General features: G+C 62.2%; 11 protein-coding genes. 5 read left to right on the forward strand and 6 right to left on the reverse strand.

Translation table 11 applies throughout. From position 1 onward, the window contains the following. Positions 1–145 precede the first annotated feature (145 nt). The 5 genes from purT (at position 146) to IGW04_RS01250 (ending at position 8,612) form a co-directional block, all read left to right on the forward strand. Positions 146–1,354 (forward strand): formate-dependent phosphoribosylglycinamide formyltransferase, encoded by a 1,209-nt coding sequence (purT, locus tag IGW04_RS01230; RefSeq protein ID WP_194711192.1) that lies wholly within the window; start codon positions 146–148, stop codon positions 1,352–1,354. After that, positions 1,351–4,002, forward strand: a complete 2,652-nt coding sequence (locus IGW04_RS01235) for a putative bifunctional diguanylate cyclase/phosphodiesterase (protein ID WP_194711193.1) — start codon at positions 1,351–1,353, stop codon at positions 4,000–4,002. The genes purT and IGW04_RS01235 overlap by 4 nt, the downstream gene beginning before the upstream one ends. A 282-nt stretch (positions 4,003–4,284) precedes the next feature. Further along, the gene (locus IGW04_RS01240) at positions 4,285–5,712 is read left to right on the forward strand and encodes a hypothetical protein (RefSeq protein ID WP_194711194.1); all 1,428 of its coding nucleotides are present in this window, start codon (positions 4,285–4,287) and stop codon (positions 5,710–5,712) included. A 174-nt stretch (positions 5,713–5,886) separates the two neighbouring features. Continuing rightward, positions 5,887–7,368, forward strand: a complete 1,482-nt coding sequence (locus IGW04_RS01245; RefSeq protein WP_194711195.1) for a hypothetical protein — start codon at positions 5,887–5,889, stop codon at positions 7,366–7,368. Positions 7,369–7,412: 44 nt separating this feature from the next. Further along, on the forward strand, positions 7,413–8,612 hold the full coding sequence (locus IGW04_RS01250; protein WP_194711196.1) for a hypothetical protein: 1,200 nt from the start codon (positions 7,413–7,415) through the stop codon (positions 8,610–8,612). 30 nt (positions 8,613–8,642) lie between these two features. On the opposite strand, the gene IGW04_RS01255 is transcribed toward IGW04_RS01250, so the two are convergent. The 6 genes from IGW04_RS01255 to queD all read right to left on the reverse strand — a co-directional run bounded on the left by IGW04_RS01255 (position 8,643) and on the right by queD (position 15,227). Next, a complete protein-coding gene (locus IGW04_RS01255; protein ID WP_194711197.1) occupies positions 8,643–11,069 on the reverse strand; it encodes a penicillin acylase family protein in 2,427 nt (808 codons plus the stop codon). A 137-nt stretch (positions 11,070–11,206) separates the two neighbouring features. Next, positions 11,207–12,805 carry an ABC-F family ATPase gene (locus IGW04_RS01260; RefSeq protein ID WP_194711198.1) on the reverse strand — a complete coding sequence of 533 codons (1,599 nt, stop codon included), beginning with the start codon at positions 12,803–12,805 and terminating at the stop codon, positions 11,207–11,209. Positions 12,806–12,931: 126 nt separating this feature from the next. Continuing rightward, positions 12,932–13,165: a hypothetical protein gene (locus IGW04_RS01265; RefSeq protein WP_194711199.1), complete on the reverse strand. Its 234-nt coding sequence runs from the start codon at positions 13,163–13,165 to the stop codon at positions 12,932–12,934. A 121-nt stretch (positions 13,166–13,286) separates the two neighbouring features. Beyond that, complete coding sequence (gene ldcA, locus IGW04_RS01270; protein ID WP_194711200.1) at positions 13,287–14,243, reverse strand: muramoyltetrapeptide carboxypeptidase; 957 nt, start codon at positions 14,241–14,243, stop codon at positions 13,287–13,289. 22 nt (positions 14,244–14,265) lie between these two features. Then, a complete protein-coding gene (gene tadA / locus IGW04_RS01275) occupies positions 14,266–14,778 on the reverse strand; it encodes a tRNA adenosine(34) deaminase TadA (protein WP_194711201.1) in 513 nt (170 codons plus the stop codon). 2 nt (positions 14,779–14,780) lie between these two features. Next, complete coding sequence (gene queD, locus IGW04_RS01280; protein WP_194711202.1) at positions 14,781–15,227, reverse strand: 6-carboxytetrahydropterin synthase QueD; 447 nt, start codon at positions 15,225–15,227, stop codon at positions 14,781–14,783.

Below are 15,227 nucleotides of genomic sequence, written 5' to 3' on the forward strand. Positions count from 1 at the left end.
CCGAACCGCCGGCATCACGCCGGCGGTTTTTCTTTGCGTATTCTCCGTTACCACGCCGATATGGCTGTCCAAACCCAGCGACGTTTGGTATTGTCGCGTTGGTAATTTCCTATTATTCCTGACCTACATTCCCCGCAGAATCAACATGACCATACCCGCACGCCTCGGCACGCCCCTGTCCCCCACTGCCACCAAGGTCATGCTGCTCGGCTCGGGCGAGCTGGGCCGCGAAGTCATCATTGCCTTGCAGCGCCTGGGCGTCGAAACCATTGCCGTCGATCGTTATGAAAACGCGCCCGGCCAGCAACTGGCGCACCGTGCCCACGTGATCGACATGACCGACGGCAACGCCCTCGCGGCACTGATCGCAGCCGAGCAGCCCGATCTCGTGGTGCCGGAAATCGAGGCGATTGCCACGCAGACGCTGGTCGAGCTGGAGCGCGATGGCAAGGCCACAGTGATTCCCACGGCGCGCGCCGCCTGGCTGACCATGAACCGCGAAGGCATCCGGAGGCTGGCCGCCGAGGAACTCGGATTGCCGACATCGCCCTACCGGTTCGCCGACAGCCTGGAGGCCATGCGCGCAGCCTGCCATGAACTGGGTTTTCCCTGCATCGTCAAGCCGGTGATGTCTTCCTCCGGCAAGGGCCAGTCCAAGCTCGACGGCCCGGAGGACGTGGAAGCCGCATGGCATGCCGCGGCAGCCGGCAGCCGGGTTGATTCCGGGCGCGTGATCGTCGAGGGCTTCATCCGCTTCGAGTATGAAATCACCCTGCTGACGGTGCGCTCGCGCAATGCCCTGGGCGAGACCGAAACCAGTTTCTGCGATCCGATCGGCCATGTCCAGGTGCAGGGCGACTATGTCGAATCCTGGCAGCCCCACCCGATGCCATCGCTAGCGCTTGAGCGTTCCCGCGAGATCGCCCGCCAGGTGACCGACAATCTCGGCGGACTGGGCATTTTCGGCGTGGAATTGTTCGTTGCCGGCGACATGGTGTGGTTCTCCGAAGTCAGCCCGCGCCCGCATGACACCGGCATGGTGACCATGGCAAGCCAGTTCCAGAGCGAATTCGACCTGCATGCGCGCGCGATCCTGGGTCTGCCGGTCAATACCGCGCTGCGCTCGCCAGCCGCGTCGGCCGTGATCTATGGCCAGCATGAAGCCGTCGGCATCGCGTTCGAAGGCGTTGCCGACGCCCTCGCCGTGCCGGGCTCGGACATCCGGCTGTTTGGCAAACCGCAATCCCATGCCCGGCGCCGCATGGGCGTGGCGCTGGCCGCCGCAGGAGATATCGAGACGGCGCGCCGTCATGCCAAGGAAGCGGCATCCAGGGTCAAGCCAGTGCTGCCATGAAACTGACGCTACCGCAACGGGGTAGCGCTTACACCGGCCCGGATATCTTCCGCGCCGGTTCGCTTTTTCTTTATGCCAGCCTGCTGGTGGAGACCGGCGTGCTGCTGTGGATAGCGCATCCCGGATCGGCAGGCGTCGTCAAGGTGGCCCTGTTCGTGGTGGGCGTGCTGGCGACCGTCGCCATGGTGCGCCTGCTCAGGCCCGGCTTGCTTTTGCTCGGCAGGCGCCACGTCCTGATGGAACTGCTGGCATCCTGCACCGCTATCGGCATGCTGTCGGTGCAGGCGCAGTTGCCGATAGCGCCGTTGCCGTGGTGGATAGGCCTGGCCGGCGTGTTTCCGCTGGTCCTGCCGGCGCCGCATGCCATGGCGGTGATTCTCGGCATCTCGGCAACCGGCGTGCTGACCAGCGTTGCGGGCGGCAGTCAGCCCGAAGACTGGCTGCCCGGGTTTTTCGTCACCCTGTTTGCCGGCCTGCTGTCCACCTGGCTTTCGCGCGCGATGGAGATGAACCTGGCGTCGCTGGAACAGGCGCTGACCAACGAGCGCCGCTTCAATGTGATTGCACGGGCAGCCAAGCATGTGTTCATGATCACTGACCGGCATTTCAACACGACCTACATCAACCCGGCAGTCAATGACGTGCTTGGCTACACCGAGCACGAGATGACCAGCGGCGCCGTGCCCGAGATCCATCCGGATGATCTCGCGCGTCGAAACGACAACCTGCGCCTGCTGCGACGCACCCCCGGCACCAGCCTGGCGATGAAACTGCGCATCAGGCATCGTGAAGGCAACTGGGTATGGCTTGAAATCCGCGGCTACAACATGCTGCATGATCCGGCCATCAAGGGCCTGGTGTTCAGCATCGAGGACATCAGCGCGCGTGTCGAGGCCGAGCGCAAGCTCATGGAAGAACATGCGCTCCTGCGCACGGTGCTCGACCTCAATCCGGCCATGATCTATGCAAAGGACCGGGAAGGCCGCTTCACCATCACCAACGCCAGCTTTCAAAGGCACAACGGCTGTACCTCCGACATCGAGCTGCATGGCAAGACTTCGGAGGAACTGCAGGCGCTGCAGAAGGCGCGCGGCCGGATGTTCGTCAATCCGGATGCGGCGCATCGGCTTCACCTGCAGGACATGAACGTCATACGCAGCGGCGTGCCGGTGGAAAACCTTGAAGTGCAGGACTTGCGGGATGGCGAAGCGGAGCGCTGGTACCGCACCTTCAAATATCCGCTGCGCGATGCCAATGGCGTGACATCGGGCATGCTGGGCATCGTGCGCGACGTCACCGATAGCAAGGAATATGAAATGCGGCTGGAACACCTGGCCATGCATGATGCCCTGACCGGGCTGCCCAACAGGCGCTATGTGCTCAAGGCCATTGCCGACCAGATCGCTCCGGAGGGCCAGAGGCCGCCGCAGGTTTCGGTGCTCTATCTCGACCTGGATTTCTTCAAGAGCGTCAACGACACCCATGGCCATGACATGGGAGACCGCTGCCTGATCGAACTGGCGCGCCGCATCCAGTCCACCGCCGGTCCGCAGGACATGGTGGCCCGCTTTGGCGGCGACGAATTCATCGTGCTGACCCATGACAGCACCGAGGTCGCCTGTGAACGCGCGGCAGCCTTGCTGAACATCCTGGCCGAGCCGATCATGGTGGGCGATATCGTGGTCAAGCTTCATGCAAGCATCGGCGTGGCGCAATTGTTACCCGAGCACCGTACGCCCTCTGAGCTGATCAGGGACGCCGATGCCGCGATGTACCAGGCCAAGGAGCGCGGCCGCAATCGCGCGCAACTGTTCAATGCCCAGCTCCAGCTGTCAACGACGCGCCGCGCACAAATGGATGTGGCGCTGCGCTTCGCACTGGAACGCCAGGAGTTGACCCTGGTCTACCAGCCGCAGGTTGCGCTGGCCGACGGCCGGCTGTGCGGCTTTGAACTCCTGATGCGCTGGAACAGCCCGCAGTATGGCGAGATCAAGCCTGACGACTTCATCCCGATCGCGGAAAGTTCGGGGATGGTGGTGCCCATCGGCCTGTGGGCGCTGGAGCAAGCCTGCATCCAGTTGAAGCAGTGGCATCAGAAGTATCCGCGCAAGACAGCGCTGACCCTGGGCGTGAACGTGTCGATGCGGCAGCTGATGCATTCTTCCTTCATCGGGGAAGTGGCGCAGATACTTGAACGCACGGGCGTGATGCCCCAGTTCATCGAACTGGAACTGACCGAGTCTTCGGCCATGGCCAATCCGCAGCAGACCATCGAGAACCTGGCCAGGCTCAAGAGCCTGGGCCTGCGCCTGGCGCTGGACGATTTCGGCACCGGCTATTCTTCACTGGCCTATCTGCAAAGGTTACCCATCGACGTGTTGAAGATTGACCGTGCCTTCGCGCGCGGCCTAGGCCAGGAGAGCAACGATGCCGGCATCGTGCAGCTGATCCTGACACTGGCCCAGCTGCTGGAACTCGACACGATCGCCGAGGGCGTGGAGACGGCCGAACAGGTCGCCGCCCTGCGGCGCATGGGCTGTCGGATGGGACAGGGTTATTTCTTCTCGGCCGGCGTGCCTGCCGCCCAGGCCGAGCATCTGCTTTCTGCCGACAGCGCGTACTCGCTGTCATCCAGCATACCGGCCTGAGCCGCGTCCGCGCGGCTCAGCGCATCTCCGCATCTCTGCATTTCCCTTAAAGCCTACCCGGCCAGGCGCCAGGAACAATCAAAAAGTCACGGTTACAAAGCTTGCCGTTTTGATCATGCGCCAGGAATCCCTGTCCTTCAGGCCAGCGCGATGACCGCGGGAACCTGCAAGCCGGACCAGGCCACATCCTGCATCGCTCCCGCGGCGAGGCCATGGGCCGGCGACCCCCGGCATGCCATATATCCCATGCAAGACCATTCGTCTTTAACCAAAGGAGAAGTAATGGACAACCAGAAAGTTGGATCGCCGCGCGCAACGGACTCACCGAGGCGTTTGCCTGACAACGGCGCCACGCCACTGTCGCCGCGCACGGCTGTGCCGCGCGTCCTCACGAAAGAATACGAAGCACTGCTTGTGGGGATCGGCAAAAGCGACTCCCTGTGCCAGACTTTTTTTGATATCGGCATCTTTATTGACAAGATGGGCTCTGCCATTGCCACGGAATGCGCGAAGGCCGGCAAGCCAGCAAATGCACAGCGGATGCAGGAAATGGCTGCGCAAATCAGTAATGCATTGGGCCAGGTAGACACCCATTACGATAGGACTGATTTCCTTAAATGCCAAACCTATCTGCTTGCCGCAAAGTCAAATCAGGTATTCCTGCTTGCCGCCATCGATGGACTCAAGCAGGATCCCGATGGCGATCAGAATTTTTCAGAAGCGCATAATCAGTGCCTGCAGCTTGGACACAAGATTACGGCGCTGTCGCAGTTAGTGAACGAGAGGCTGAATCAACAACAACAACAACAACAACAACAACAACAACAACCAAGATCTCCTCGTCCATCGTCACCGCGGTTCGTGAGCAGCCCTGAAAGGCAAAAGAACGAGAAGACAAAAAAAACCGATGCAGTTCTCCCGCAATCTCCCACGGTGCAGCGTACTCCGCGCTCGCCTGACAGCGAGGCGGGCCGCGGACGGCTTGAAAAGATGCCCTCTCCGCCGTCGGGCAAGCGAGCCCAGGGCGATGAAGGCAGCCCCCAGTTCAAAAACAGCCCGGCCAAGCGTCATAAGGCGCAGGTGGCGGAGAAGACTGTCTCAAGCCCTCCCCAGGCTCAAAGCGATGCGACAATCCCTTCTTCTGGGCCGGCAGATACACGGTCGCGCCTGGCGCCAGGTAACACGAACACGGTGCCCAGGCTGGACTGGAGCCGTGCAAACCCATCCAACGCCGGGCCACACTCGCCGCTCAGCACCACGCCCCGCACATCGAGACACATGCGCACCGAAAGCAAAGGGAATGAAAAGCAGAGCGTGAACAACACGGTGATGCCGTCTCCGGCGCCGGCATTGGATGCCAGGACCGGGACGAACGGCGATGAACATCCGTCCTCCCCTCCCAGGTCGCCGTCTCCCGCACGGGCCGAGGCAAAACAGGTGTCGCCGCGCAAGGGTGTGTCCTCCCCCTCAAAGCCATTGAAGGCGCAACCCAAGCCGCGCCCACCCAGCATGCTGTTCTTGTCGCCGCCGGCACTGTCCGGACCGACTGACCGAAACGAAGCGGTACACGACGCAGACAGCGTTCACGATGGCGACGTGACAACCCTGCAAGGGCCGCCATCAACGCCAGGTGCCACAAGCACCGTCAGCACGACAACGACAACCACGACCGATGCAAAGCCGTCCACGCGGGAAAAGGCGGACGCCTAGCAGCGTGGTTGCGCTGGCGCCTGCAGCATGGCCACCGTGATCCCGGCAATGGCAGACACACATCCACATTCCTTGCTGCACGCCAGGCAATGGTCTGAACGAGGCCGCGATGGCGTCGTTCGGGACCGTCGGTAGGCGATCCCGAGAGCAGCCACTCCTGAAGAGGTAAGAAGCATGAAACGAGCGTCCACACTTGACAGACATGGCAGCCCATCGGCCGAGCAACATGCGGCGGCTGCGAAAGCCAGCATCAGCAAGGAGGAAAACGACGTTACGGCCGACAACAAGACATCGGGTAACTTGCCTTTCAAGAAAATTAAATTAAGTGTCAGAAAAGATAGCGCCTCGGCCAGGAGCGTCAGCCATTCCGGCGAAACTGAACAGCGGCCAACCTCGCCTGTTTCTTCGCCACGCAGGGAAACCGCAAGTGCCGGGCAAACGATCCAGTCCCATGCCGCCGCCGTGCGCAGCCCCAACGCAAGCGTGCCAGCGCTGCGCAATGCCAGCAGCAGGCTGTCCCCAGCCACTCAGGCCGCGGAGGCCATGCCGGCGTTGGCCGGCACGCAAGCACAAGCCAGTTCCAGCCGAAGCCAGGGGAGCCTGCTCGCCCCCGGGACAGACACCACAAGCCGCCGTCAACAATGGCTCGAACAAGACAAGCCTTCCTTTGTTTTTGACGAAATTACCGACCCATCGTTGCTGGCCCTGTTCGACACGCCGGTGCTACCTGTCACACCGGCGGCAACGAGGCCACAGTTGAGCGATCGGGAACAAAAGCGGCAACTCCAGCCGATTGCAGATGCAATAAAGAAGGCGCTGGAGAGCGTCCTTGCCGATGTGATGCGGAAGTTCATGGGCACCGGCAAACAGGAAGGCGTTCCGACAGCCGAATTCCAGGCGGCCCATCATGCCTTCTCCGGATTGATGCAGATGTTTAACCGTGCAAAGGTCGCCGCCGTTGATGGACAGGAGGCCGAGATGGTTGCCGAACTGAACAGCATTTGCCCGGCGCTGGAAAAATTTATTGCGCGTGGCCTGAAGGATGCCATTCAGCATTTCAGTGCCGAGAGGTCTGAGAAGGAAGATCTGAAGAAGGGGCTGCGCACCCTTCTGGCCCAGTGCCGCGAATGGCTTGGCGAAGAAAAGGAAGACGCCGTTCGCCCATGGTCCCCCTCGTTTGCGCCGTCAAGCCCGCAGGGCAGGCAGCGCTCCGTATCCAGCCCGGTGCAGGCGAACGAATCATGGGCAGAAATCGAGGGCGGCAAAATGGGCCGGCTGTCAGCGAGCTTTTCGGGCCCCATCGGCCTTCATCCGTCGCAACACCGAATTGGGCCATCCATTTTGGGTACGACAGCGACTCTCAGCCCGACATCCACGCCATCGGGCAGCCCACTGACCAGTCCGGTGCAGAGTCCGAAGGCAGTCGTTAGTCCGAAGGAAAGCACGAAGTCGTTCCGACTCTCTGCGCTGATCGGATCATCTGTATCGCCCCGAGCCAAGGATGCATCGCGCAAGGATTCTCCCGTCAAAGTTCAAAGCAGGCAGCCCTTGCTGAATGAATCGACATCCCATTCCAGTCCATCGGTTCAACAGGGTGACAAGCCAGCCACACCTGAGAAGGCAAAGACCGAAAAGAGCAAAAAGAAGTTTCACTGAGCATTCGGAGCGCTTACGCGCCTGACAGGATCAGGCGGATGCGCATGAATCCGGCGCCGCAGGAAGGCGCGCCGCCGAGGCGACGCACGGCCGCGCAACCCCGGTTTCGACCTGGCTGTATCGACAGGCTGGCCGGGCCGGAAGCATTTCAGATCACCTTCAACCATGCAAAGGCAACCATGCAAACCAGCAAGGCAAACCAATCCCCGGAGCGCCGGACAAACTCGACACCGGCCGCCAAACCTGCACAGAGTTCCTTACCCGCCTCTTCGTCACAGCCGTCGTCCGCACTGACTTCCCGCCCCGAGCTTCCATCGCTGTTCCCGAACGCCGTTGGGCCGGGGGATGCAAGCCAGCAGGGGCACGCTGCACAGACCTCCAGCCCCAGATTCAAGCCTGTCGTGGCCGCCACTTCAGACGTCAATAAAACAAAGGGCGAAGATGTCACGGCAAAATCAGCGATGGCTGCCGGGACCAAACGCGCCCGCGACGGCAAGGATGGCCCGGAAGCAAAGCCTTCCAGCACGGAGCCGCGAGATCACAGGAAATCCTCAGGAAAGCCGCGCTCCAAGGGCTCTGAACTTGCAGACCACAATCAAGCTGAAAGCGCTTCGCAGCATCCGACCAAGCGAGCCCGGAAAGACGGCAGGAGCATCAAGTCAGACAAGGGCCATCGACCCAAGCCAGCCAACGACGGCGCCACTCACACTGAGGCACATTCGCCGCGCCCGAAAATCATACCGATCCTGACGCTGTCGAATCAGGTTGCCACATCCGACTCCGAGCCCGGAAGTCCCACTTCCTGGAAGAACGGCGCCCAAAGCCCGCGAGCCAGCGCGGCTAACCGCGCGTCAATCACGCTTGCACCCAGGAGAAACAGCAACGCCAGCGCGATCGAACGAACGTCGCCGGCAAGGCAGGTGGAAAATCCGCCGACTGACAAACCGGCTGCGCTCGACACCGCCTCCTCCACGCCGGTAATGCCCAACGACGACTTCGCCTTCTCCGCCTGCGACCTGGACAAAGAGGGCGTCATGTGCGTCGTCGCCGATTCGGCCGAGCAAGGCAAGCAGGGACAGGCTGCGCCAGTGCCGGCATCGCCGGAAGAAGGCGTGCTGACACATCGCCAAGCCAGCACGCCGCCGGCTCAGCAGGCGTTACCGGGGCAGTTCGCTCTGGCGCCAGATATGACGGCACTGATGGACGAGCTTGACGCCGCGCTGGCGAAGCCCATCGAGATGTAGCCAGGCCAGGCCAGGGCAGCGCGACTGGGCTCAGGGGCGCAGCGACAAGGTGCCGATCTGCTCCTTTTCCACTTGCTCGCGGACGGTGCGCATCGGCAGATAAGCCGCATCCACCCAACGCTGCGCAAAATTGCTGTAGAGCGGCGACAGCATATTGCCCGACTGCCCGGTGGAATGCATGAAGCGGGAATTTTCCAGATTGGACAAGTCGTACAGTGCGCGCAGGCTCGCCGCATGATGATTCGTATAGGGCGCTGCATCATCCCGCAGGTTGTTGCGCCCGACGTTGACCGTGTAGGTGTCACCCGGCGAAGGCAGCCTGAGGTCGAAATAGGGCGCCAGCGCCGGCACTTTCGAGAACGGCCGATGCTCTGACAGCGCCTCGTGCGCCGAGCCCCAGCGCCATGATGTCATCTGCTCGCCATAGCGCTTGCGCAGGTCGGCAAGCGCTGCCTCCAGCGAATCGGACAGCACATCCACGCATCTGGGAAGGGATTGCGCGCCCTGCGCACCGCCGCACCAGGGATTGCCGGCGTCCATCGTGCGCAAGGCGTTGACGGCAGGTTGATGCACATTGCGCAGTTCCCAGAAATCCTTCATCAGCGCTTCGCCCAGCGGCTTGGCAAACAACTGGCGCGACAGTTCGCGCAGCCAGGCGTTATAGACCAGCGGTTCGAAGCGGCCCGCTTCCATGCTGCCATCCCAGCCGCCAAGCGCCTTCAAGGCAGCACCGCCCTGCTCCGACTTCGGCTGGGCTTTGGCGAGCAGGGGCAGCATCTCGCGCGCAGCAAGGGACACCACGTCTTTCTGGATTACGGCAAAGCTGTCCAGGTCATGCAGCGGCGCGCCTTCCAGCATGGCGGCAATGCGGTTGGCACGGTAAGGCAAGGTCCATTCGCTGGTCAGGAAATGCGGATAGGCTGGGCCAACCACTTTCTGGTTGGCGGTCACGATCTGCTGCGACATCGGGTTGTACTGGCGCGGCAATTCATCGAAGGGAATGAAGCCGGCCCAGTCGTAACGCGCATCCCAGCCCGGGGCTGGCGCCAGGCCTTTCAGATCATTGTCGCGGCGGCGGATCGGCACCCGCGCAGGCGCGACGAAACCAATATTGCCTGCCACGTCGGCATAGACGACGTTCTGCTGCGGCGCGCCGAAGTCGCGCATGGCCGCCAGGAACTCTTCCCAGTCATGCGCCCGGTTGAGGTGCAGGCTGGCCTGGAAAGTCAGGTCATCCGGCCGCAATGCGGTCCAGGAAAATGCCATTACATGGGTTCGGGCGTCCATCGGCGCCCGGTCAGCCAGCGGCAATGCGCCGCTGATGACCGGGCCATGGCGTGTCACGCGCACGGCCAACTGCACGTCCGGTTCACCCTTGATGCGGATGGTTTCCGTGCGCTGCTCGAAATTGGCCCACCCGTCCGGGGTACGGTATTGAGCGGGATTTTCCGGATTGACCTGCTCGATATACAGGTCCTGCACATCGGAAGCCGTATTCGTCAGGCCCCATGCGATCCGGTCGGTGCGGCCAATGATGACTGCGGGCAGACCGGGCAAGGTCGCGCCGATCACGTTCAGGCCCGGTGCGGAAAGATGGGCGAAGTACCAGAGCGCCGGCGCGCTCAGGCCGAGATGGGGGTCATTGGCCAGCAGCGGCTTGCCGGTGCGGCTGCGCGCTCCGCCCAGCACCCAGTTGTTCGAGCCCATGCCTTCCACCAGTGATGGCGGCGCAATGGCTGACACTTTCTCCAGTTGAGAGGTGACGCCAGCCAGCGAACGGTAAAGCCCGGTGTAGTCCTGCGTATGAAGCGGGGCATCGCCCGGATAGGGCGGCAGGAAGGCCTGGATACGCGTCATGTCCAGCTTCTGGGACAGACGCATGCGGAGCAGTTCCTGCGTCCAGTTTGCGCTCAGGTCCCACGCCATCATCGTCATCCAGGCGATCGAGTCGGCCGCTTCCCAGGGAGCCGGGGCCGGCGCGCCTGTCAGCAGGAACTCCGGCGGCAGCGGTCCGGAACGCTGCTCAAGATAGCGGTTGACGCCTTCTGCATAGGCTTCCAGCGCTGCCCGCGCATCCGGCGCCAGATTCTGCACGATGGCCTGGGCATTGCGCCTCACGCCCAGGGTACGCAGGAAACGGTCGGTGTCCACCGCCTTCGGGCCGAGGACCTCGGCGACCCTGCCCGCGGCGATGCGGCGGTTCATCTCCATCTGCCACAGCCGGTCCTGCGCATGCACCACGCCCAGCGCGAAATAGGCGTCGTGGGCCGACTTGGCATAGATATGCGGAATACCTTCCTTGTCGCGCACCACATCGACCGGACTCTGCAAGCCGTTCATGCTGAGTTCGCCGCTGGTCTTGGGCAGGCTCGCGCTGCGGTACCAGAAAAAGCCGGCTGCAATCAGCAGCAGCAATGCGGCAAGTGCGAGGGCGGCAATTCTTGCGATGGATTTCATTGGCAATAAATAACGGGATGAAGCGAAAAAAACGGAATTGTCGGCTGCTTGTGATTAGCCAACCGCATTGCGCTCGGGCGCAAAAACGGGCGCAAGGCAACAAGCCCTTGCGCCCGTCGGCACAGACAGGGTGACCCTTATTCGATGCCCTGGCTGGCGAGGTATTCCTCGTAGGTGCCCTGGAAATCGATGATCTGCCCATCCTTGACCTCCAGGATGCGGTTGGCCAGCGACGACACGAATTCCCGGTCATGCGAGACGAAGATCAGGGTGCCGGCATATTTTTCCAGCGCGATGTTCAGGGATTCGATCGACTCCATGTCCATGTGGTTGGTCGGCTCGTCCATCAGCAGCACGTTGTGACGGCCCAGCATCAGCTTGCCGTACATCATGCGGCCCTTCTCGCCGCCCGACAGCACCCGTACCGGCTTCTTCACGTCATCGCCCGAGAACAGCAGGCGGCCCAGGATGGAACGCACGGCCTGGTCGTCGTCGCCTTCCTTGGTCCACTGGTCGATCCAGTCGGTCAGCGTGCGGTCGGTGGCGAATTCCTCGGTCGGGTCCTGCGGCATGTAGCCCGGATTGGCATTTTCCGCCCATTTCACGTTGCCGTTGTCAGGCTCAAGGCCGCACAGTTCGCCGCCGATGCAGCGCAACAGCGTGGTCTTACCAGCGCCGTTGGCGCCGATGATGGCGATCTTCTCGCCGGCTTCGACACTGATGCTGAAATTCCTGAAGATGGGCCGGTCGTAGGTCTTGGAAATGCCCTGCACTTCCACGGCCAGGCGGTGCAGCTTCTTCTCGCCATCGAAGCGGATGAAGGGATTGGCGCGGCTCGACGGCTTGATGTCGTCGACCTTGATCTTGTCGATCTGCTTGGCGCGCGAGGTGGCCTGGCGGGCCTTGGACTTGTTGGCCGAGAAGCGGCGCACGAAGTCCTGCAGCTCGGCGACCTTTTCCTTGGCCTTGGCATTCGCGGCCATCTGCTGCGCGCGCGCCTGGGACGATGCCAGCATGTAGTCGTCGTAGTTGCCGGGATAGACCTTCAGGGTGCCATAGTCCATGTCGGCCATGTGGGTGCAGACCTGGTTGAGGAAGTGGCGATCATGGGAAATGATGATCATCGTGGAATTGCGTTGATTCAGCACTTCTTCCAGCCAGCGGATGGTGTTGATGTCGAGGTTGTTGGTCGGTTCGTCCAGCAGCAGGATGTCGGGATTGGAAAACAGCGCCTGCGCCAGCAGCACCCGCAGCTTCCAGCCCGGCGCGACATTGCTCATCGGTCCCTGGTGCTGCTCGATGGGCACGCCCACGCCCAGCAGCAGTTCGCCGGCGCGCGCCTCGGCGGTGTAGCCGTCGTACTCGGCGAATTTCGCTTCCAGGTCGGCGGCCTTCATGTAGTCGTCGTCGGTGGCGTCCGGATTGGCATAGATCGCGTCGCGCTCGCTCATGGCCTGCCACATCTCGGTGTGGCCCATCATCACCACGTCCAGCACCCGCATTTCCTCGAAGGCGAACTGGTCCTGGCGCAGTTTGCCCAGGCGCTCGTTCTGGTCCAGCATCACATTGCCGGCGCTGGGCTCGAGATCGCCGCCCAGGATCTTCATGAAGGTGGATTTGCCGCAGCCATTGGCGCCGATCAGACCGTAGCGGTTGCCGTCGCCGAACTTGACGGAAATGTTTTCGAACAGCGGCTTGGGGCCGAACTGCATCGTGATATTGGCGGTGGAAAGCACGGGGAAAATCCTTTACGGCTAAATTGAATAACCGGGGATTTTATCATGCGCGGGATGTCGCCTTCGGCGACGAGGGTAAAGAAGATGTGTGCCTACTGCGGTCCTTTGAATGCCTTAACCCATGGATCAGCAGAGTTCCAGCCGTTTCTCGATGCGCTGCACCCGTTCCAGCACCTGGTCCATGGTCAGTTGCTGACGTGCCAGGTCTTCATGCAGGTGAAGATCGCTGCGTCGAAGCTCCATGCATGCCGCATCGACGCCCTGCATGCGCTGCCGGATGGTGGCGGTGTCGGCCTTGATGTCGGCGACCTCGGCCCGGAGCGCCTTGAGATGCTCGATGACCAGATTGTCCATGCTCATTCTTTTCTCCTGATGGTTCGGGTAAGGAAGGTGATCACGACGATCAGACAACTCGCAACTCGCAACTAACAACGCGGGAAAGGCGAAGCTACCCGAAATCTTCGGATACAGCAAACCCAGTTTAAAAAAACATGCATTCCTGCAACATGCGCATTGCCGGATAATCGGTCATCGACACACTGGTTTCAATATCGCTCGATAGGAGCCGACCCTGGCTACCAACCGCCAGCGTGGCCTTGGCCGGGATATGGCCGAATGGCAAACCAGTCACCACTGGTAAAGGCAGCACTTCGCGCAGATGGCGCAGCATGCTGGAAAAACCATAGCCGTTGTCATAATCACTAAGCCGGTACCCCGAGAAGTCGCCCAGTACGAGAGCGCGCTGCCGGCCCAGCACGCCGGCATGCAGCAATTGCAGCAGCATGCGCTCGACCCGGTACGGATGCTCGTTGATGTCCTCCACGAACAGGATGCCGCCATCGACCTGCGGCAGGTAGGGCGTGCCGAGCAGATGGACGATCATCGCAAGATTGCCGCCCCAGAGCGTGCCGGATATATCGAGCGCGGCATTGCCGCCCTCCTCCCAGCTGACCTGATGGCGCGGCCCGCGCAGGCAGTCGGTCAGGCTTTGCATTGCATACAGGTTGGGTTCGGCGCGGGTAAAGTCGTCGCAGATCATCGGCCCGGCAAAGCTGGGCGCGCCGGTGGTTGCCAGCAGGGCCAGCTGCAAGGCGGTGACGTCGCTGTGGCCGACGATGCGCTTGCCGCTGGCCGCCAGCAGATCATAGTCGAGCAAGGGCAGCAGCCGCGACATGCCGTAGCCGCCGCGCAGCGCAATGATGATATCGACGTCCGGATCGCGCGCCGCAGCATGCAGTTGCCCGGCGCGCTCCGCATCGCTGCCGCCGAAGCGCTGATGCTTGCGCACCGGATCATAGTAGTTATGCACCAGCCAGCCACGCTCTTCCAGCCGCGCCAGCGCCAGCCGGAACGCGGCTTCATCGGGCGGGTAGCCGCCCGGCGCGACGATGGCAATGCCGGGGCGCCGCGGCGCGTTGTCAGGAAGCGTGTTTGTCATGGCATGCGGGAAGGAAGGGACATCAGAGCTTATCGCAGTTCGCCAAGGCAGTAACAGTAGCGGCGGCAGCCGGGCGCTGCTTCGCCGCCAGCCGGCGCGCCGCGAAGAAGTCCTTCAGCAGCGCGCCGCACTCCCCGGCGAGAACGCCGCCGACGACTTCGGTGTGATGGTTCAGCGTAGCCTGGGCGAACAGGTCCAGCACAGAGCCACAAACGCCGGTCTTTGGGTCGCTCGCGCCATAGACCACGCGCGCCAGCCGGGCATGCATCATTGCGCCGGAACACATCGCGCAGGGTTCGAGCGTGACATACAGTTCGCATCCCGGCAGGCGGTAGTTGCCCAGTACGCGGGCCGCGGCGCGCAGCGCCATGATTTCCGCATGGGCGGTCGGGTCGTGCATCGCGATCGGATGGTTATAGCCGGCGGCAATGACCGCGCCATCCTTCACCACCACCGCGCCGACCGGGACTTCGCCCAGGGCCAATGCGCGGCCGGCTTCGGCGATGGCCAACTGCATGTAGTCGGTGTCGCCCATGGTCAGTCGGCGCTGATCTCGGCCCAGCAGTTCGGCGTTTCATGCAGCACCAGCTTGTGCAGCTTCAGCCCGGTGCCATAGCGGTCGTGGAATACCGCCTTCAGGATGTCGAACGCGGTCTGCGCCAGGTTTTCCACGGTTGGAATGCGGTCGATGATTACCGTCTTGTGATCGGGCAGGCCTTCCAGGAACGCGCGCACCGGCATGTCTTCCCGGTACACCAGGAAGGCATGGTCCCAGACGTCGACCAGATGCTGCTTGGCTAGTGCCTTGACATCGGAGAAGTCCATGATCATGCCGTTGTCGGAGCTGCCTTCGACATCGATCACGCTGCCCGTCAGCGTGATTTCCAGGGTGTAGCGATGGCCGTGCAGGTTGCGGCACTGGCTCTTGTGGTCGGGGATGCGATGGCCGGCGTCGAATTCCAGCTTGCGGGTAATGGTGAGCAT

It is taken from the genome of Noviherbaspirillum soli, from assembly GCF_015352955.1.
GTDB lineage: Bacteria > Pseudomonadota > Gammaproteobacteria > Burkholderiales > Burkholderiaceae_D > Noviherbaspirillum_A > Noviherbaspirillum_A soli.

Bases quoted from the DNA above. Each gene is read 5' to 3' on its own strand.
- IGW04_RS01265 (WP_194711199.1), bottom strand. From the start codon at position 13,165: ATGAGCATGGACAATCTGGTCATCGAGCATCTCAAGGCGCTCCGGGCC.
- ldcA (WP_194711200.1), bottom strand. From the start codon at position 14,243: ATGACAAACACGCTTCCTGACAACGCGCCGCGGCGCCCCGGCATTGCC.
- IGW04_RS01245 (WP_194711195.1), top strand. From the start codon at position 5,887: ATGAAACGAGCGTCCACACTTGACAGACATGGCAGCCCATCGGCCGAG.
- IGW04_RS01235 (WP_194711193.1), top strand. From the start codon at position 1,351: ATGAAACTGACGCTACCGCAACGGGGTAGCGCTTACACCGGCCCGGAT.
- IGW04_RS01255 (WP_194711197.1), bottom strand. From the start codon at position 11,069: ATGAAATCCATCGCAAGAATTGCCGCCCTCGCACTTGCCGCATTGCTG.
- queD (WP_194711202.1), bottom strand. From the start codon at position 15,227: ATGCTCACCATTACCCGCAAGCTGGAATTCGACGCCGGCCATCGCATC.
- IGW04_RS01240 (WP_194711194.1), top strand. From the start codon at position 4,285: ATGGACAACCAGAAAGTTGGATCGCCGCGCGCAACGGACTCACCGAGG.
- IGW04_RS01250 (WP_194711196.1), top strand. From the start codon at position 7,413: ATGAATCCGGCGCCGCAGGAAGGCGCGCCGCCGAGGCGACGCACGGCC.
- tadA (WP_194711201.1), bottom strand. From the start codon at position 14,778: ATGGGCGACACCGACTACATGCAGTTGGCCATCGCCGAAGCCGGCCGC.
- purT (WP_194711192.1), top strand. From the start codon at position 146: ATGACCATACCCGCACGCCTCGGCACGCCCCTGTCCCCCACTGCCACC.